This window comes from Thermaerobacter sp. FW80 (genome assembly GCF_004634385.1).
Classification (GTDB): domain Bacteria; phylum Bacillota; class Sulfobacillia; order Thermaerobacterales; family Thermaerobacteraceae; genus Thermaerobacter; species Thermaerobacter composti.
The window spans coordinates 1,444,988-1,464,104 of record NZ_CP037895.1; the positions used below are offsets into that span (position 1 = coordinate 1,444,988).

15 protein-coding genes are annotated in these 19,117 nt (G+C 74.7%); 12 read left to right on the forward strand and 3 right to left on the reverse strand.

The features are described 5' to 3' along the window. Positions 1-48 precede the first annotated feature (48 nt). Entirely contained in the window at positions 49-2,058 is a 2,010-nt protein-coding gene (locus tag E1B22_RS06150) for a sodium-translocating pyrophosphatase (RefSeq protein ID WP_135224971.1), read from the reverse strand. Between the two features lie 250 nt (positions 2,059-2,308). Here E1B22_RS06150 and E1B22_RS06155 point away from each other — a divergent pair, with 250 nt between their 5' ends. From E1B22_RS06155 to E1B22_RS06165, 3 genes are all read left to right on the forward strand, one after another. After that, the gene (locus E1B22_RS06155) at positions 2,309-3,640 is read left to right on the forward strand and encodes a 5-formyltetrahydrofolate cyclo-ligase (protein WP_243123795.1); all 1,332 of its coding nucleotides are present in this window, start codon (positions 2,309-2,311) and stop codon (positions 3,638-3,640) included. A gap of 161 nt (positions 3,641-3,801) precedes the next feature. Beyond that, positions 3,802-4,662, forward strand: coding sequence for a MarR family winged helix-turn-helix transcriptional regulator (locus E1B22_RS13215; RefSeq protein ID WP_243123796.1), 861 nt, complete (start codon positions 3,802-3,804; stop codon positions 4,660-4,662). Continuing rightward, positions 4,643-6,667, forward strand: coding sequence for an MDR family MFS transporter (locus E1B22_RS06165; protein WP_135224972.1), 2,025 nt, complete (start codon positions 4,643-4,645; stop codon positions 6,665-6,667). Before E1B22_RS13215 ends, E1B22_RS06165 begins: the two co-directional genes overlap by 20 nt. 333 nt (positions 6,668-7,000) lie before the next feature. Here E1B22_RS06165 and E1B22_RS06170 read toward each other — a convergent pair whose 3' ends face one another. Together E1B22_RS06170 and E1B22_RS06175 are read right to left on the reverse strand one after the other, a co-directional pair. Next, positions 7,001-7,561, reverse strand: coding sequence for an MOSC domain-containing protein (locus tag E1B22_RS06170; protein WP_135224973.1), 561 nt, complete (start codon positions 7,559-7,561; stop codon positions 7,001-7,003). A gap of 100 nt (positions 7,562-7,661) precedes the next feature. After that, the gene (locus E1B22_RS06175) at positions 7,662-8,738 is read right to left on the reverse strand and encodes a lysylphosphatidylglycerol synthase transmembrane domain-containing protein (protein ID WP_135224974.1); all 1,077 of its coding nucleotides are present in this window, start codon (positions 8,736-8,738) and stop codon (positions 7,662-7,664) included. A 353-nt stretch (positions 8,739-9,091) separates the two neighbouring features. Here E1B22_RS06175 and E1B22_RS06180 point away from each other — a divergent pair, with 353 nt between their 5' ends. The 9 genes from E1B22_RS06180 (at position 9,092) to E1B22_RS06220 (ending at position 18,915) form a co-directional block, all read left to right on the forward strand. Then, complete coding sequence (locus E1B22_RS06180; RefSeq protein ID WP_243123797.1) at positions 9,092-10,030, forward strand: ROK family protein; 939 nt, start codon at positions 9,092-9,094, stop codon at positions 10,028-10,030. Between the two features lie 215 nt (positions 10,031-10,245). Next, positions 10,246-10,716 (forward strand): DUF4260 family protein, encoded by a 471-nt coding sequence (locus E1B22_RS06185; protein WP_135224975.1) that lies wholly within the window; start codon positions 10,246-10,248, stop codon positions 10,714-10,716. Positions 10,717-11,258: 542 nt separating this feature from the next. Then, positions 11,259-11,921 (forward strand): RNA polymerase sigma factor, encoded by a 663-nt coding sequence (locus tag E1B22_RS06190; RefSeq protein ID WP_167758859.1) that lies wholly within the window; start codon positions 11,259-11,261, stop codon positions 11,919-11,921. Then, entirely contained in the window at positions 11,918-13,264 is a 1,347-nt protein-coding gene (locus tag E1B22_RS06195) for a hypothetical protein (RefSeq protein WP_135224977.1), read from the forward strand. Before E1B22_RS06190 ends, E1B22_RS06195 begins: the two co-directional genes overlap by 4 nt. A gap of 22 nt (positions 13,265-13,286) precedes the next feature. Then, positions 13,287-13,979 (forward strand): ATP-binding cassette domain-containing protein, encoded by a 693-nt coding sequence (locus E1B22_RS06200; protein ID WP_305791218.1) that lies wholly within the window; start codon positions 13,287-13,289, stop codon positions 13,977-13,979. Positions 13,980-14,121: 142 nt separating this feature from the next. Beyond that, positions 14,122-14,607, forward strand: coding sequence for a VanZ family protein (locus E1B22_RS06205; protein ID WP_243123798.1), 486 nt, complete (start codon positions 14,122-14,124; stop codon positions 14,605-14,607). A gap of 152 nt (positions 14,608-14,759) precedes the next feature. Continuing rightward, positions 14,760-15,929, forward strand: a complete 1,170-nt coding sequence (locus E1B22_RS06210; protein WP_135224979.1) for an ABC transporter ATP-binding protein — start codon at positions 14,760-14,762, stop codon at positions 15,927-15,929. Continuing rightward, positions 15,926-18,184: an ABC transporter permease gene (locus E1B22_RS06215; RefSeq protein ID WP_135224980.1), complete on the forward strand. Its 2,259-nt coding sequence runs from the start codon at positions 15,926-15,928 to the stop codon at positions 18,182-18,184. Before E1B22_RS06210 ends, E1B22_RS06215 begins: the two co-directional genes overlap by 4 nt. Further along, positions 18,181-18,915 carry a hypothetical protein gene (locus tag E1B22_RS06220; RefSeq protein ID WP_135224981.1) on the forward strand — a complete coding sequence of 245 codons (735 nt, stop codon included), beginning with the start codon at positions 18,181-18,183 and terminating at the stop codon, positions 18,913-18,915. Before E1B22_RS06215 ends, E1B22_RS06220 begins: the two co-directional genes overlap by 4 nt. The last annotated feature ends 202 nt before the right edge of the window (positions 18,916-19,117 follow it).

The following is a 19,117-nucleotide window of genomic DNA, read 5'->3' on the forward strand; positions in this document are numbered from 1 at the left end:
TTCGCGCACACTAGCTGATGCGGCTGTCGTTGAGAAAAGCACATCACCCTACAGCCACAACGACGCCACGATGGGCGCGATCAACAGGGCGACGATGTTGATGATCTTGATCATCGGGTTGATGGCCGGTCCCGCCGTGTCCTTGTAGGGGTCGCCCACCGTGTCGCCCGTCACCGCGGCGGCGTGGGCCTCGGTGCCCTTGCCGCCGTAGTGACCCATCTCGATGTACTTCTTGGCGTTGTCCCACGAGCCGCCGCCGTTGGTCATCTGGATGGCGATGAACAGGCCGGTGACGATGGAGCCCACGATCAGGCCGCCCAGCGCCTTCGGGCCCAGGGCGAAGCCGACCAGGACGGGGCCGAGCACCGGGATCAGCCCCGGCAGCACCATCTCGCGCAGGGCCGCCCGGGTGACGATGTCCACGGCGCGGCCATAGTCGGGCTTCGCCTTGCGCTCCATGATGCCGGGGATCTCCCGGAACTGGCGGCGCACCTCCTCCACCACGTCGAAGGCGGCCCGCCCGACGGCCTCCATGCTCATGGAGGCGAACAAGAAGGGCAGCACGCCGCCGATCAAGAGGCCGGCCAGCACGAAGGGATCGCCCAGGTCGAAGGACAGCGCCTCGACGCCGGCCTTGCGGAGCTCTTCCACGTAGGAGGCGAAGAGGACCAGGGCCGCCAGACCCGCCGAGCCGATGGCGTAGCCCTTGGTCACCGCCTTGGTGGTGTTGCCCACGGCGTCCAGCTGGTCGGTGACCTCGCGGACGGAGTCCTCCAGGTCCGCCATCTCCGCCAGGCCACCGGCGTTGTCGGTGATGGGCCCGTAGGCGTCCATGGTGACGATGATGCCCGTCAGCGACAGCATCGCCATGGCGGCGATGGCCACGCCGTAGAGGCCAGCCAGGTTGTAGGCCAGCAGGATCGCCAAGGCGATGACCAGGGCCGGCACCGCCGTCGAGCGCATGCCCACGGCCAGGCCCGCGATGATGTTGGTCGCGTGGCCGGTCTGGGAGGCGTGGGCGATGTTCTGCACCGGCCGGAAGTTGGCCGAGGTGTAGTACTCGGTGATGACGATCATCGCCACGGTGACGCCCAGGCCGATCAGGGCGGCGTAGAACAGGTCCAGGTCCAGGCCGAGCCAGCGGGTGACGGCGAAGAAGCCGACGGCGCCGACCACACCGCTGGCCAGGGCGCCCTGGTAGAGCGCCCGCATGATCGCCCCCGGCCGTGCGGGCGGGGTGGCCAGGACGCCGACGATGGAGCTGACGATGCCCACCGCCCCCAGCAGCAGCGGGAAGTAGAGGTAGCGCGGGTCGCCGGCGAACTCCGGCGTCAGCAGGCCCAGCAGGATGGCCGCCACCGCCGTGACGGCGTAGGTCTCGAACAGGTCCGCCGCCATGCCGGCGTCGTCGCCCACGTTGTCGCCCACGTTGTCGGCGATGACGGCGGGGTTGCGCGGATCGTCCTCCGGGATGCCGGCTTCGACCTTGCCCACCAGGTCGGCGCCGACGTCGGCGGCCTTGGTGTAGATGCCGCCGCCCAGGCGGGCGAACACGGAGATCAGGCTGGCGCCGAACCCGAAGCCCACCAGGGCCGAGTTGTTCTCCGCCCCGGTCAGCCAGACCAGCGCGGTGACGCCCAGCAGGCCCAGGCCCACGACCATCAGCCCGGTCACCGCACCGCCCTGGACGGCGACGCGGAAGGCCGCCGCCAGGCCCGTGCGCGCCGCCATGGCCGTGCGCATGTTGGCGCGCACCGCCACGTTCATTCCGATGTAGCCGGCGGCCGCCGAGAGCGCGGCGCCCACCACGAACCAGAGCGCGGTGGTCAGGCCCATGCCCGGCGCCACCGCCAGCACGATGAACAGCACCAGCGCCACCAGGGCCAGGGTGCGGTACTGCCGGTTCAGGTAGGCCGTGGCGCCCGCCTGGATGTGGCCGCCGATGTCGGCCACCGCCGGGTGGTCCACCGGCTGGCGGACGATGCGGGTGGCAAAGACGAGTCCGGTGAGCAGCGACAGCAGGCTCCCAACCAGCGGGATCCAGAGGTAGGCGTTCATGTCCCTTGCCCCGCGGTGAGGCGGGTCCCTCCCTTCGTCATCATCCCGACGAGTGCTGACGATCCGATGAACATGATAAAAGTGTTGGAGGAACGGGACCAGCCCTCGCCGCGAAACCCGCTGGGATCCGGGCCGGTGCGGGGAGGGAGCGGCGCGGGACGCGGTGGCCGCAGCAGCCGGTGAGCGGCCGGTGGGCCCGTCCCGCAGCCCATCGAACGCGCGGCGTCCGGCGCGAACAGGGTGGAGAGCCGTGGCGAAGGATGGCGACCGTCGGCCGCTGGCGTCGGACCCGGGCGCACCCGATGGCGACGGCCCAGGGGCCGGCAAGGCCGCGGGGGATCCCGCCCAGGAGAAGGAGGCGGCCCGCCGGCTGGTGTACCGGCGGTTGCGGGAGGGCGGGGCGGCCCGCTTCCCCTTTCCCATCGAGGGGCGCATCCCCAACTTCAAGGGCGCCGAACGGGCCGCGGCCCGGCTACGGGAGCTCGAGCTCTACCGCCGGGCGCGAGCCCTCAAGGTGAACCCGGACACGCCCCAGCTCCCCGTGCGCGCCATGGCCCTGGCCGATGGCAAGACGCTCTACATGCCGACCCCTCGCCTGCGCGGCGCCTTCCTTCGCATCCGCCCCGAGGACGTCCCACGCGGCGAGGAGCGGCGGGCGGCCCAGCTCAGCAAGGCGGCGGCCTACGGCCGGTTCGTCCCCCTCGAGGAACTGGCCCCGGAGGCGGCGCCCATCGACCTGGTGGTGGTCGGCGCCGTGGCGGTGACCCGCGACGGTGCCCGGGCGGGCAAGGGGGAGGGCTACGCCGACTACGAGTACGCCTTGCTGCGCGAGCTGGGCCATCCCGAGCTGCCGGTGGTGACCACCGTCCATCCCCTCCAGCTGGTGGACCGGCTGCCCGTCGACCCCCACGACCTGTCGGTCGACGTCATCGTCACCCCGGACGCGGTGATCGAGACCCGCACGCCGTATCCCAAGCCCCGCGGCATCCGGTGGGACGCGGTGACGGAGGACGACCTGGAGGCCATGCCGGTGCTGCGGGAGCTGCGCGCCCTGCGCTGGGAGCGGATGACGGTGCCCGACGTCCTGGCCCCCGGCCTGGAGGTCGTGTTCGTCGGCCTCAATCCCGGCCGCGCCAGCGCCACCGCCGGGCACCACTTCGCCGGGCCCAACAACCTCTTCTGGCGGCTCCTCCATGAGGCGGGGTTCGTGCCCCGGGTGCTGCGGCCCGAGGAGGACCGGCTCCTTCTCCGGTGGGGGGTGGGGGTGACCAACGTGGTGCCGCGGGCGACCCGGGGCGAGGCGGATCTGGGCTGGGACGAACTGGCCGCGGGCGGCGCCGCCCTGCGGGCGAAGATGGCCCGCTACCGGCCGCGGCTGGTGGTCCTCCTGGGCAAGCAGGTCTACCGGGTCTACGCCGGGTTGGCCCGCACGGCGCGGGTGGACTGGGGGCTGCAGCCCCGGGAGTCGGTGGCGGGGGTGCGGGAGTTCGTCGCGCCCAACCCGTCCAGCCGCAGCACGGTGCCCTACGCGGAGCGGCTGCGGCTCTTCGCGGCGGCCCGGGCGTGGCTGCGGGGGAACTAGGATCGCTGGCCCCAGGCTCGCGTCCTGCGTACGGTCCCGCTCGCTGCAGGCTCCCCCTTCGTCTCCTGCAGGATCCTGCAGGATGCCTTCCCCGCCGGCTTGTTTCACCCTCGAAATATTTCAACTTGACAACGACATCCGACGCGCCTACGATCCCCGGTATGAACGGCTGGGAGATCCTCCAGCAGATCTGGCGGCTGCAGCGGGTGGTCCTGCGGGAGGCGACGCCGTGCCTGGAGCGGCACGGGCTCTTCCGCATGGCCCCCTTCGCCCTGGCCATGGTCCGGCGCTGCGGCACGCCGTCCGGGGTGGCCGCGGCCCTCGGCCTGCCGGCGCCGACGGTCAGCCACATCCTGCGCCGCCTGGAGGCCGAGGGCTGGATCGCGCGCGAGCTCGACCCCGAGGACCGGCGCCGCTACCGCCTGGCGCTGACCCCGGCGGGACAGGAGGCGCTGGCGGCCGCCCGGGCGTGCCTCCAGGCGGCCATGGACCGCCACCTCGAGACCCTGACGCCGGCGGAGCGGGAGACGCTGCGGCAGCTCCTCTTGCGGCTGCAAGGGGATCGCCCGGCCCCGGGGCGAGTGGCGGGCGCCGGCCCCTCGTGGCCTTCGTCTGGGGGCGGGGCAGCCTCGGGCCGCCCGGCCTCGGGAGGGCCACGGGACGGCGCCGGGCCTGCGCGGCGCCGGCCGGACGACGGGACGCCCTCGGGACCAGGGCAGGAGCGCTGGCCGGTGCCGGCCGAGGATGGACCGGTGCCGCTCCCGGGCGAATCGGGAGCGGCCGGTCGCCATGGGGCGGGTCCCGCGCGGTGGGATGCGGCCGGCCGCGAGGGGGCCGATCCCGCGCGCTGGGGAGCGGACGGCCGCGACGGGGCCGGTGCCGCCCGCGCGCCCCACGGGGGACCGGTCGGCGGCGGTGACGCGCCGCGCGAAGGGGGCGCCGGGGCGCCCAAGCCGCCGCCGGTGAAGACGAAAGCCGCCAACGGCGAAGGAGCGAGGGCCCATGACGAAGCAACCCGTTGAAGCGCAACCCGCCGCAGCGACCGCCGGCGGGGCCGGGGCGGCCGCGCCGGGCTTGCGGCCCGGGGAGCGGCGCCTGGCCATGATCGGCGTCATGCTCTGCATGTTCCTCGGGGCGCTGGATCAGACCATCGTGGCCACCGCCATGCCCCGCGTGGTCGAGGAGCTGCACGGCCTGGACCGCTACGCGTGGGTGGCGACGGCCTACCTGCTGGCGACGGTGGTCGCCCTGCCCATCTTCGGCCGGCTGAACGAGCTGCTGCCGGGCAAGTGGGTGTTCACCGCGGCGGCCGGCATCTTCCTCGCCGGCTCCGCCCTCTGCGGCCTGTCGCCGAGCATGGACGCCCTGATCGCCTTCCGCGCGCTCCAAGGCATCGGCGGCGGCGGCCTGTTCGCCACCTCGATCACCACCATCGGGCTGCTCTACCCCCCGCGGGAGCGCGGGCGCGTCCAGGGCGTCTTCGCCGCCGTCTTCGGGCTCTCCAGCGTGGTCGGACCCTGGGTGGGCGGGCTGCTGACCGATCACCTGGACTGGCGCTGGGTGTTCTATGTGAACATGCCGGTGGGCATCGTGGCCCTGTACTTCCTGCTCCGGCACATGCCCCTCTTGCCGCCCCTGCGCCGCTCGGCCTTCGACCTGCCGGGTGCGGTCGCCATGGCGCTGTGGACGGTGCCGCTGATCCTCGCCTGTTCGTGGGGCGGATCCACCTACCCCTGGGGATCGCCCCAGGTGCTGGGCCTGTTCGCCCTGGCGGCGGTGGGCCTGGTCCTCTTCGTCGTGGTGGAACGTCGCAGCGCGCAGCCGCTGTTCGACCTCAGCCTGTTCGCCAACCCCACCTTCCGGTGGGCGGTGCTGGCGCTGCTGTTCTTCGGCGGCACCTTCCTGGGGAGCGTGATGTTCCTGCCCCTGTACCTCGTGCAGGTCAAGGGCTTCTCGGCCTCCAACTCCGGCCTCGCCCTGACGCCGCTGACCTTCGGCACCATGGCCGGCAGCCTGCTGGCGGGCCAGCTGGCCACCCGGTTCGGGCGCTACAAGCCGATGCTGCTGGTGAGCTCCGTCGGCTCGGTGGCGCTGTTCCTGGTCTTCCACGAGGTGCTGCGGGTCGACACGCCGCTGTGGCAGGTCCTCGTCCTGATGGTGCTGCTCGGCTTCTTCTTCGGCCCGTCCATGCCGCTCTACGGGATGGCGGTGCAGAACAGCGTCTCCCGCGAGCGGATCGGCACGGCCAGCAGCGCCACCCAGTTCTTCCGCCAGGTGGGATCGACGGTGGCCGTCGCCCTGCTCGGCACGGTGCTCAGCGGTGCCCTGCACCAAGGGATGATCCAGCACCTGCCGCCGGCCTACCGGGCGGCGACCCAGTCCATCGCGATGCCCGCCGAGGGCATGGCGGGTGGCGTCGACCTGGAGGTCCGGGTGCGCCAGGGCTTCGAGGCGGTGCTGGCCGACGTGGAGAGGGCGCTGCGCGGGGACGAACAGGCCTACGCGCGGCTGCAGGCCGACCCCCGGGTACCCGCCGACCTCAAGGAGCAGTTGCCGAAGGGCGGGATCCGCGCCCGGGTGCGGGAACGGGTGGGCTCCCTGAAGACGGCGCTGGCGGCGGCCCTCGAGGGTGACGAGCGGGCGCGGCAGGCCCTCCTGGCCGACCCGGCCCTGCCCGCCTCCCTGCGCCGGCTGGTGGAGCACCCGCCGGCCGACCCGGGCGCGCGGCGGGCGGCCCTGGCGGCGGCCCAGCAGGCGCTGGACGCCCAGGTGGACGCCATGGCGGCCCAGGCGGAAGAACAGGCCATCGCCCAGATCCGCCGGGCCATGGAGCAGCAGGTGGACCAGGCGGTGGCCGCGTTCCGCGCCGCCTTCAACGAGGCCGTCACGGAGGCCCTGCGCCAGGTGTACCTCTACACGGCGGCCATGGCGGTGATGGGGCTCTGCTGCCTGTTCTTCCTGCCGGATGAGGAGCTGAAGCGCGGTTACGCCCAGGCGGAGCCGATGCCGGCGCCCGCCCGGCAGTGAAGCACGGTGCCGGGGCCTGGGGCACCACGGCCCGGCGCCGGCGGGCTGGATGCCCGGAAGCCGTCGCGGACGGCCGGCGACGGAGGGGCGGTAGCGGGCGGTGGTGGGGGCGCGGTGGCGTGCCGAGCTCCGCGATCGGCGGGTGGAACGCGGCGCTGCGACCGATGACCCGTTGCACCGGGCGGCCCCGCGGCGCCCGCCCCGGGGGCCGGGCCGGACGCTGGGGCCGGCGGTTCGAGGTCGTGGCTGCCGGCATGGTCCGGCGGCGCCGGTCCCGAGGGCCCGGCTGGACGGGACCGTCGGGGCCTTCGGACCCGGATCACCGGGTCTGCTTCACCGAGGGAGCCAGATTCGTACCCGATCGCCCTGGGCGATGCGGCCGGGCCGCTCCACGGAGAGCACGATGCCGCGCCGTCCTCGCGCCACCTGGACGAACCGCACGGGCAGCGCCTCCCGCTCGGGGTACAGGGGGTGCAGGGCGGCCAGCACCTCGCCGGGGTGGCGGCAGGGGCGGTTCTCCCCCTCGCAGACCAGCCCCGCGCCGCTGGGGAAGAGCAGCCGGGCTCCCGCTGGCAGTCGGGTCAGCTCCGGCAGGCCCTTGATCAGCAGGTTGGCGCCCAGCCACTCGGGCAGGACCGCGTCGAGCCCGAGGCCGTCGGCGATGGCGGCGCACTCCTCCACCGACACGGCGCTGAGCTGGCGCCGGTTGCGGATGGGGGTGCCCCGCGGGTACATGGGCTCGCGGCTCCCGGCAGGTCGGGTGAGCCCGTGGTGGCGGTCGCCGGGGATGCCGCCCAGGTCGACCTCCACCGCCTCCACGCGGCGGCTGACGAAGGTGTACGGCTCGGTGGCGACCAGCACGGCGGCCACCACGCAGGTTCCGGCATAGGGCATGGCGGGACTCCTCGCTTTCGCGACCCGTGGTGGAAGGGCCGACGCGACCCGCAGCGGAAGCATCGGTGCGCCACCCGGGGCGGAGCCGCCGGCGCCGGGATCAGCGCCGTTCCGCGGCAGCTGCCGGGGGTGGGGCGCCGGCGCCGGAGAGGCCGGTCGACCCCGGTTGCCGGCGGCCGGTGGGCTGCTGGCGGCTGCCGGCGGCTTCCCGCGCCCGGTCCAGCAGCCGGCCCGGGCCTCCGGCCAGGCGCCAGGCCGGCTCCAGGCCCGCCGCCACCGCGAAGAGGTACTTGGCCAGGTGGGTAGCCAGGGCGATGCGGAAGGCGGCGGCGGGTTCCACCGCGTAGAGCTGGAGCGCCAGGGTCATGTTCGCTTCGTAGGTGCCCAGGCCGCCCGGGGTGATCGCCAGGACCTGGCCCGCCACCGCCACCAGGGTGGCGGTGAGGGCGGCGGCCGGGGCGAGGGGCGCGCCCAGCGCCCGGGCCACCACCGTCAGGATCCCCGCCTCCAGGGGCCAGCTGAGGGCCGAGAGCAGCCACGCCAGGGCCAGCCGCCGCCCGGGCACGGCGGCCAGGGCGGCGGCCACCGGCGCCAGGCGCGGCCAGCGCCGGGCCAGGCGCGGGGCCAGGCGGGCTGCCGCCGCCAGCGCCAGGGGGATGGAGAGGCCCAGGACCCCAGCCGGCACGACGGCCGCATGGGCGGGCGACAGGAACAGGGCGGCGGCCGCCGCCGCCAGCAAGGCGGCCGTGTCCACGACCCGCGCCTGCACCACCGACACCAGGGCTTCCGCCCGAGGCAGGCCGGCTCGCGCCGCCAGGGCGATGCGGGCGACCTCGCCCAACTTGCCCGGCGCCAGGTGGTTGACCAGGTTGGCCGCCAGGGTGAGGCGCCAGAGCAGGACGAAGGGCAGCCGGCGCCCTGCCGGCGGCAGGAGCACCTGCCACGCCCAGGCCCGCAGGGCAAAGGCGGCGGCGTACGCGGCCACGGCCGCCAGGGCCGGGGCCGGTTCGTCCCGGAGGAACCGGCCCAGCGCGGCCACGTCGGTGGGCCGCACCACCCGCGCCGCCACGGCCACCAGGCCGGCCAGCAAGGCCAGGCGCAAGGCCAAGAGCCCGTAGCGGCCAATGGGTTCGCGCCGGGCGGCCGAGCGAAGAGCGGGAACGCGCACGGGGGTCATGACAACCGCATTGTACTACGGATGACGGGGTGCCAGGGGAACGAGGGAAGGGGACGGGCGGCAGGGGGACCGGGAGGGACGGGTGCGACCGGTGCCAAGAGGACCTGCGGTGCCACCCGGTGAACCCTAGGGCGGGATCTTGCCCGGGTGCGCGGCATCATCCGGTTTGCGAGGCGCGATCGATGACGGGAACGACGGGAACCTTCCACAGGCAAGCATCTGGATCGGACGCAGCGGGCCGGGCCGGTCCCGGCGGCAACGGCCGGGCGGCCGCCCGGCCCGCCGTGGACCCCGCGGCCCCCGCAGCCTCCGCGGCATCCCCACCCCCCGCCGGCCGGGGCGAGGAGCCCGTGGTGGCGGGCATCGACCTCGGGGGCACGAAGATCGCGGCCGGCCTGGTCGACCGCCAGGGCAGGGTGCTGGCCAGCCGGACGCTCCCCACGGACGCGCCCTCGGGCCCGGCGGCGGCCATGGACCGCATCGCGGCCGCCGTCCGGGAGCTGGCGGAAGAGGCCGGCCGCCGGCCGCAGGCGGTGGGGGTGGGCGCGCCCGGTCCCCTGCTGCTGCCCGAAGGCCGGTTCGTAGGCACCCCCAACCTGCCCGGGTGGAACGGCTTCGCCCTGCGGGACCAGCTGGCCGGGCGCCTCGGCTTGCCCGTCGCCGTCAACAACGACGCCAACGCCGCGGCCCTGGCCGAAGCCCGGCTGGGTGCCGGCCGCGGGGCGGAGGTCATGGTGTACGTCACCGTCGGCACGGGCATCGGCGGCGGCCTGGTGATCGGCGGGCGCCTGTTCAGCGGCGTCAACGGCAACGGGGTGGAGATCGGCCATACCACCGTCGACCCCGACGGGCCGGCTTGCGGTTGCGGCAACCGGGGCTGTTGGGAGGCCGTGGCCGCCGGGCCTGCCCTGGGGCGTCTCGCCACCGAGCGCCTCGGCCCGCCGCCGGGCCGGCCGGGCGGCCGGTGGACCGCCCGCGAGCTGCTGGACGCGGCGGCCGCGGGTGACGAGCGGGCCCGGGCGGTGGCGGAGGAGTACGCCCGGCTGCTGGGGATCGGGCTGGCCAGCGCGGTGAACCTGTTCAACCCCGATCGACTGGTGCTGGGCGGCGGGGTGATGGCCCGTTATTCGTTGCTGGCGCCGGCCATGGAGGCCGAGATGCGTCGTCGCGCCCTGCCGGCCAACCTGGCGGCGGTCCGCCTGGTGCCTGCGGCCCTGGGCCAGGACGCGGGCCTGGTGGGCGCGGCGCTGCTGGCCTGGGACCTGCTGGACGAACCGGCATCCCGGCGCTGATCGCCGCTGAGGCGGCAGCCCGTGGAAGCGGCCGCCCGTGGCCCCGCAGGGCCGCAAGGTAGCGGCCGGGTGGCGGCATCGCCGGCCGGGTGCGTCGGGGGCAAGGCCCCGGGACGGCGCCGCCGGGGCGGCCCGCGGCCCTGCCGGGCGGCCCGTGGCCTGGGGCTCTGCCATCCGGCTGAGGCCGTGCCCGGGGTCCGGGGGAGGGGGAAGCCGTGGCGCGGTGGTGGCTGCGGCTGGAGGGTTCGCTCCTGGCCGTGGCGGCGGTGGCGGCCTACGCTGCCGCCGGAGGCCGCTGGGCGGCCTTCGGCGTGTTCTTCGTCCTGCCCGGGGTGATCGGTGCGGCTCTCTTCCGCTGGGCCGCACGGCGCCTGGAGCGGGATGGGGTGCATGGCTCCGCCCCGGCCCCGGGAACCGGCGGCCGCCGGCGCCCGGCGGCACGGGCGTCGGAAACGCTGGTCCCGCGCCGCTGGTTCGTCCTGTACAACGCCGCCCACAGCACGGTGCTGCCGCTGCTCCTGGGCCTTGGGGGATGGTGGCTGGCAGGTCGGGTCTACCTGCCCCTGCTGGGCTGGCTGGCCTACATCGGGCTGAGCCGGGCCCTGGGCCGGGGGCTACGGCTGTACCCCTACCTGCGGTCGACCCACCTGCAGCTCGATGAGGCGCCCCTCCGGCCGCGCTGGTGAGCTAGCCGGGCGCGACCCGGCGATGGGTCCACCCCAGCGGCTTCGTGGCGCTCCCGCAACTCGCGCATTCCTGGGGCGATCCCCCCGGCCCACCCCGGCCCACCCCGGCCGGTCCCCGGCGGGAACCCGGCGCGGGGTGGTTCGTCGTGTTGAAAGGACCGGAGCTCGAAGGACGGACGGGGTGCCGCTTCCTCTTGGGCAGCCGCCCCATCGGCAGGACGGGGGCGCTGGACTGGGGATGGGGCGGCCGTGGGTGATGGAGGAGGATCGGACCGTTGGCAGGCGGCGGGTATGCAGCGGACATCCCGTGGCGGCTGCGCAGCCTCGAGCCACCCCGCCCCGCGCGGCAACCCGCCCGGGACCGCGGGGCCGCGGCCGGCACCGGCCCGATCGATGGGGCAGGGCTCGGGGCCGGGAAAGGGGATGGCGGCCAGGTCGAAGCGGTCGCGTGGGCGGACGGGCGCCCGGGCTCGGCCTTGATCGAGGCGACCGCTGGCCCCGGGGTTCCAGGCCCCGGGACTCTTCCCGGGGCGGCCGCCCCCTTGCGGGCGCCTTCCCGCGGGCCGGAGGAGGATCCCTCCTGGGAGTCCGGCCTGCGGGCGGGCGATCCGGCCGCCCTGCAGCGGCTGGCCGAGCACTGGGCACCCCGCTTGTACCGCTATGCCCGCCGCCTGGGAGCGGATCCAGAGGCTGCCCAGGACCTGGTGCAGGACACCCTGGTCCGGGCGCTGTGCAGCTTCCGCGCCGGGCGCATTCCCGGCCGCCTGGGCCCCTGGCTCTACACCATCCTGACGAACCGGCTGCGGGACGAGGCTCGCAGCGCGTACCGCCAGCGGGTGGCCCTGGCGGCCGCCATGCCCGAGGGGCCGCCACCATGGCACGCCGGATCCTCCCCCGATGGGGCCGCGGTGGATGGGTCCGGTTGCGATCCGGCGGAGGTGGTGGCCTGGCGCGCCGGCCGCGCGGCCCGGGTCGAGAGGCTGCGGGCGGCCCTGGGCACCCTGCCGGAACCCTGGCGCCAGGTGGTGGTCCTGCGAATCCTGGAGGAACGGCCGGTGGCCGAGGTGGCGGCCATTCTCGGCGTAGCCGAAGGGACTGTCAAGTCCCGCCTGCACCGGGCGCTGAAGAGCCTGCGCCAGGCGCTTGAAGGGCTAGGCCGGGGGCTGGAACCGGCGGGCGGCCAGGGGGGAGGTGACGGGCGATGACGGGCCCTGACGCGGTGGGTCGCCGGACGGGCGAGCGGCGGGAGCCGGCGGCCAGCGCGCCCGCACCGGCTGGGGAAGAACGACGTGCGCCACCCAACCCGGCCGCCGGCGTCCCGGGCGGGGCACCGCACCACCGTCCGGCCGCCGGCTCTGCCGACCGTCGTCTTGCGCGGGCCACGGCGGTTTCCCAGGGCGCGGCGCAGGCCTGGGAGATGCTCTGGCAGGAAGCGGCGGAAGGGGCCCGCCGGGAGGGGGACGATCCCCTCTCCCCGGCGGAGGTGAAGGCCCTGTGGGCGGACTTCGCGGCCCTGCGGGCCCGCCCCGAACCCGTTCCCCAGGACCTGGTCGCCCGGGTGACCCGGGCCTTGCTGGAGACGGCGGGCGGGCAGGAGGAGGCCCAGCCGCAGGAGGGGGCCGAGCCCGTTGCCGTACCGACCGGCGAGCCGGATCGGGCTGGGGCGGGCGGGGGGACCCTGGACTGGGCCGCCCTGGCCCCGGACGGTTCGCGGCGGCCTCGTCTGGTGCCGCTGCTGAGGCTTCTGGCCGCGGAAGCCCGCTGCTTTCCCCTGCCGTTTCTCGCCCTGCAGCTGCTTTTGATGGCCGGCGGCCTTCTGCTGCACCTGGTGGCGGTGGAGACGGCCCGGGGGCTCTGGCCGGACTGGACCCCGGCGCTCCGTGCGGCCGGCGACGGGGCGGGAGCCCTTGGTCCCGCAAGCCCGCTGGCACTGGACGGCTGGCGCCTCATCCTGCTCTCCGCCGACAGCCTGGCCCTGGTGGCGCCCTGGCTGGGCACCCTGGTGGCCCTGGCGGCCGTCTGGCCCCGGCGGCAGATGCTATGGGCAGATCTGGAGACCCTGTCGCCCTTCCCTGCGGCCAGCCGGCTGCTGGCGCGGGCCGGCGTGGCGGGCCTGCTGGCGACCCTGTTCATCCTGGTGACGGGGTGGATCCAGCCGGCCGCGGTGCAGGCGTTCATGGGCCTGCCGCCCGGGGGTCCCGCTCCAGACACCGTGCCGGCGTGGCCGGCCACCGGGGCGGTCGCCGGTTCGGCGGCCGGGACCCTCGGCGGGACCTTGGTGGTGATCCTGGCCCGGCTGGCGCCCCTCTGGCTGGCGGCGGCGTGGGCCCTGTGGTGGCACATGCGGGCGGGCACCCTGGGCGCGATGCTGGCCTCCGCCGGCCTGTGGACGGCCGTGACCCTGGGGGGCCACTGGCTCGGTCCCTGGAACCCGCTGGCCGCGGGCCCCGTGCCGGCGGTGGCCGTGCAGGTCGCCATGCTCCTTCTGGCGGCCCTGCTGGGGTGGGGCCTGGCCAAGCAGGCGGGTGCCGGGGAGGTCGCCGCATGAACGGGGCTCGTGGCGTGGGGGGATGGATCCCGTGCCCCTGACCCTGGCCGGGGTGCAGCGCCTGGCGTGGGAGGGGCTGGTCCTGCCGGGCCGGCAGCCGGTGGCGGTGCCTGACACCGTGCTGGCACCGGGGGTGGTGCTGGTCACGGGGCCGCCGGGGGCGGGCAAGTCGCTGTTGCTCCGGGTGCTGGCGACGCTGGCCGTTCCTCGCCGGGGGCAGGTGCACTACCCCTGGCCGGCTCCCGGCGGGGAGCCGGTCTCCTTCCCCGGGGCAGGGCCCGGCGCCCTGGCCGCGGTCCGGGGATGCACCGGCTACGTGCCCCAGGAAGGCCGCGTGGTCCGGGGGATGAAGGTGGCAGCCGCCCTGGCCTATCTGGCGGCCTTGCGGGCCGTGCCCGAGCCACGGAAGGCGGTGGCCGCGGCCCTCCGGCGATGGGGCCTGGACGGTGCGGCCGGCCAGCGCCTGGAGGAGCTCTCGGGCGGCCAGTGGCGCCGCTGGCTGCTGGCCCAGAGCCTGCTGGCGCGCCCGGCCCTCTGGATCCTGGACGAACCCGCCCGGGGCCTGGACCATGACGGCGTGACCCTGTTGCGGGCCGCCCTGGAGGAATACCGGGCGGCGGCCGCCGGCGGGCGGCCGGTATGGGCGGTGGTGGTCGACAGCGAGGGGCGGCTGGTCGACCTGGCGGACCAGTGCCTGGTCCTGCCGGGGCGGTGAGCGGGGCTGCACAATTGAGGCTGCACGCTGCCCGCTGTCTGGCCCGGATAGCCTGAGCGGAGCTCCCGGGGGCTGCGGGTGTAAGAAGACAGCAGCCTTAGTGCAATGCCGGCCAAGAAGCAGGGACGAGGGGGCTGTACCGGTGGGTCGCCAGCAGGTCCGGTGGTGGCAGGGGTGGGGCTGGCTGCGGGCCCTGGCCTTTGGGGTGTACGTGGCGGTGCTCCTGCGTGTCACGGTGTTCAAGCTCCCCGTGGCGCTGTGGCGTGACCGTTTCGGCCCTGAATGGTTCGCGGCCCGCTGGCGCTGGTCCGTGAACCTGGTTCCCTTTCGCACCATTGCTGGGTATCTGGCCGGTGAGCCCTCGCCCGGGGTCGCAATACAAAACCTGGCCGGTAATGTGCTGCTCTTCGTGCCGTGGGGAGTCCTCTGGGCCTGGTGCTGGCCGCGGCGGGCACAGGCCCGGCACGTTGCCGTCAGCGCCTTGATCGCCAGCGGTGTCCTGGAGACGGCCGAGTTCCTCCTGGGGACCGGTTCCTGGGACGTCGACGACCTGCTGCTTAACGTTGTCGGTGCCTTGCTCGGCTACGGGGCCGCCCGGGCGGCCGGGTTCGGGTTGAAGCGTGCGTGAGCAAGATTCTGAGCAAGAGGGAAACGGGCCCTGGGCAGGGGCAGGGCAAGCACGCCGGCCGGATCCTCCCGGCCGGCGTGCGGCTTGTGGGGAACGCCCGGCCGTCTCGCCCGTCCCTCCGGGTGGAAGAGACGGTGCGGGGAGGGTGGAGGATGGACGCGAGCCGTCACGCTGCCTCACGGCGCCCGGGCGGTCCCGCGGCGACCGCTACGGGCAGCGCTGAAGAAGACACGGGCCTTCGGCTGCACCTGACCGGCGTCAGCAAGATCTACGGCCGCCGGAAGGTGGCCCTCGACGACGTGAACCTGGCCTGGGGACCCGGCGTGCTGGGTCTTCTGGGGCCCAACGGAGCCGGCAAGAGCACCCTGCTGGGGATCCTGGCGACCCTGGTGGAACCCAGCCGGGGGCAGGTCCGCATCGGGCCCTGGACCCTGCCCCGGGACCAGCACGCGGTCCGCCAGCACCTGGGCTATCTCCCGCAGGAAGGCGGCTGGTTCCCCCAGCTGACGGTCTACGAGACCCTGGACTTCGCCGCCATCTTCAAGGGGATCGCCGACTCGGCCGCCCGCCGGCGGGAGATCGAGCACCGGCTCGAGCAAGTGGGTCTTCTGGACGTGCGCCATGTCCGGACCGGCCGCCTCTCGGGCGGCATGCGGCGGCGCCTGGGCATCGCCATGGCCCTCCTGGGGGATCCCTCCCTGATCCTGCTGGACGAGCCCACCGCGGGGCTCGACCCCGAGGAGCGCGTCCGCTTCCGCCAGCTCCTGGGCAGCCTGGGCCCCGAGCGGCTGGTCATCTTCTCCACCCATGTGGTGGAGGACATCGCCGCCACCTGCGAGGAGGTGGCCGTCATCGCCGGCGGGCGGCTGCGCTGGCTGGGACCGCCCCAGGACCTGGCCGCCTGTGCCGCGGGCCTGGTCTGGGAGGTGGAAGGGAGTGCGCCCGAAGGGGCCGTGGTGGTCTCGTCCCGCCGGGAGGGGGGCACCGCCCTGCTGCGGGTGCTGGCCTGGCACCGGCCGCCGGGAGCCCGTCCCGCCGAACCCCGGGTGGAAGACGGCTACGTGGCCCTGCTGCGGGGCCTGGCGGCCGGGCGGCCGGGAACGGGAAGCTCCGGCAGGGAGTACCGGCCGTGGCCCGTGGGTGAGGCGGAGCCGGCGCATGGGGAGGAACCGGCTGGGGCGCCACCGCCGCAGCGGGTGACCGGTCCGGAGGCGCCGGATCGGGAGGAACCGGCGGGGCCGGCGGCGGGCGACGCCGCCGGCGGGGCCCCCGGGGGCCGCGGGGCCGGTTCGCCCTCCCATGGGAAGGGGGGCAGGCCGTGAGCTGGCCCGCTTCCTTCCGGACGGCGGCCCGCTACACCTGGACCCGGGTGCGGCGCAGCTGGTGGTTGCCGGCCGCCGCGACCGGCGGCCTGGCCACGGGCCTGGTGACCGTGACCCTAACCGTGGCGGAGACCGGAGCCGGCGTCCTCCAGCAGGCGGCCCAGTTCCTCGCCTTCCTCCAGGTGGGGGTCATGGTGCTGGCGGGGCTGGCGGCCGATCCCGAGCGGGATGAGGACAGCGCCGCGGTGCTGTGGTCCTGGCCGGTGGACAAGGCGGCCCTGGTCCTGGGCAAGTTCGCCGGGACGGCCCCCCTGGCGCTGCTGGCGGCCCTGGGGGCGGTGGTGCCGCCGGCGGTGCGGATGGCCATGCTGGCCCGGTCGGCCGGCCTACCATGGGGTTACGTGCTCGCCGAGTGGGGCCTGCTGGCGGTGTGGATCGTTTCTGGTGCGCTCTGGGCCGGTGTCCTCGGCGGCGCGTTGGGGCTGGGCTTGCGGGGTCTGCCGCTGTTCGCGGCGATCCTGGCCACGTGGCTGGCGGGCCTTGTGGGACCATATGTCTTCCAATCTCTCGTCAGACCCTTCATCCCCGTGGCGTGGCTTCTACAGTGGACCGGCTCGGGGATGCTCCCTGGGGATTGGCAGGACGTCGCGTTGGCGGCCCTCGCCGAAGACGTGCCCCTGTTTGTCGCCCATCGGGTGCTGTACCTGGCGGCGGCCGGGGTCGTGGTGGTGACCCTGGCCCTGGCCTACCGCCGGCGCCGTTGGGTCAAGACACGGGTGCGATGGGGCTTGCGAATGACCGCAGCCGCCCTTGTGCTGCTCACCCTGGCATCGTCGGCAGGCTTCGTCGCCACCTTGTATGCCCAGGCGGACGCCGCCCGTGCTGAGCTGCTGCACTACGCCCGGAACGGGGTTGCTTCCCTTTATGCTGGTCCTGAGCCGGATCCGGCGCCCCCGTTCGCCATCAGCCGCTACGAACTCGACGTCGACGCCCGCCGGGCGCCGGAGGTCGTCGTCCATGCCCGGCTCCGCCTGGAGAACCGCGGCCGCGAGGCCGTGGAGGATCCCGTCCTCACCCTTCGCCACGTCTTCACCGTGACCCGGCTCCAGGTGATGGCGCCGGGCGGCGATGCCGTCCGCTGGTCCCAGGAAGGCGATGTCATCCGCATCCAAGGCCTGGTCTTGCCACCCCGCGGGGCGGCGATGGTCGCCCTGTCCTACCGGGGACGCGTCGACCAGTGGTTGTTGCCCTTCGAATACCCGCCGGTGCGGACGGCGGGCATGACCATCGCGCCGCCACCCATGCGAGGTGCCCAGGTGGGGCCCGCCAGCCTCAGCCTGCCGCCGTCCTATGGCTGGTACCCGTTGCCGGGAGCGGTGACCTTGGCCCGGGTCCTTGCCACCCACGCCGACCCGGACGGCGGCGGTCAAGAGGTCTGGTGGTTTGGCGAAGGTCCGGACAGGACCTCCGCCGACGTCATCCGGTGGGCGGGCGTCGCGGCGCCCCGGCCGCCGTACGTCCCGGAGAGCTTGCGGGCATCGTTCCAGGTGACGGTTCGCCATGCGGGTCGGTATCCCGTGCTGTCGAATCTGCAGACCGTGGAGAGGCCCTGGGGACCGGTGACCGTGATGCGAGGCACCACGGTCTTCCTGGAACTGGTAGGTGGGCACCTGGTGCAAGCGAACGACTCTAGCGCGGAAATCTGGTACTCCCCTGAGGACTTGGGGAGCCGCGACGATGCCCTGCGGTGGGCCCGCGACCTGGTCGAGGCCTACCGCTGGGTTGGCCGGACCGTCCGACCCCGGGTGGTCACGCTGCCCCCTGGTCGCGGCGACGCCCATTGGGTCCACCTCGATCCGGACACCGGCACGGTCATCGAGCGTGGCTCCAACATCTTGGTTCCGCAACAGGTGGCGCAAGCCGTGCTCTACGGACGCCGGGAGGTGGCAGGCGACGCCGAGGGGTGCCTGCTCGCCGTTCTCGCCGATGTGGTGGGTGCGTCCTCAGGTCGGACGCCGGCAGGCCCGCCGTTTCCGACCCCCGGCGGCGACGCGCCGACCGCCCCGGGGGCCGGGGGGGCGCCGCCGCAGGGACCCTGTGAGAATCTGCCCGACGGACCGCGGTACGAAGAGGTGCAGCGCTGGCTCCTCGGCACGCCCCGTTCTGAGGTGACGGCCCGGTTGAGCCGGCTGCGTGAGTTGGCCGCCCGGCGGCCCCTGACGGCCGCGGACCTGAGGGAGGTCATGACGCGATGAGCGCCGGTCTGGTGCGATTGCACCTCCGTTTGGCGCGACCAGGCCTGGCGGTCACCGCGGTGTTGGGCTTGGCGTTCGTCCCGGTGTTGGTGTGGCCCGAGCGGCTGATAGGGCACCCCCTGGCGCTGCACACCCTGTTGCGGCTCGTCGAGGAGTTCCTGGTCCTGGCCGTCCTGCCCGTGACCGTGTCCCTGTGGGCGGACGTGGAGGGGCGGCGGCCGGGACTCTGGCGGGCGCTGCCGTTTCGCCGGACGGTGGTCGTGCTAGAGCGGATCGGCTTGGCGCTGGCGACCTACCTCCTGGTCGCCCTCGGGATGACCACCGTGGCCGTTCTCCGGCTGGCCCCAGCCGGGGGAGCCCCCTGGGGGACCGGCCTACGGGCGGTGGGCCTCGCGCTGCCCGCCGCGGCCTGGCTCGGCGCTCTGGCAGCCTTGGTGGCCGTGCTCGTCCGGACCCCGGTGGCCGGCGCCGGGGCGGCCGTGGCCTGGTGGGCGCTGGAGGCCGTCACCCGCGGCGACCTCACCGGGTCGCTCTACCTCTTCGCGGCCAGTGGCGGCTTGCGCGCGGCCGGGGTCGATCCCGCTGCCATCGTGGAAGCCCTGGCCCTGGGACAGCCGCTGCCGCCCGCCTTGGTCGCGAACCGCTGGGCGCTGGTGGGCCTGGCTGGCCTGGCGGCGCTGGCGACGGCCGAACGCTACCGGAGGAACGAGCGGTTCCTCCGTCAAGGATGACGCGATGACGCGGGGCCTCGCGAGCTATGGAGGCACGTCCGCGAATGCCGCGCTGTCGAAAGATCGATTCCGGACGCCGACGAACATTCGCAAAATCCCCGCGACGCCGCCTTGCCTGGCCGGGGCGCCTGTGCTAGAATCCCGCCCAAACCTGAACGATGGTCGAGGCGCCGTTGAAGGGGCTAGTACCCTGCTGACGCTG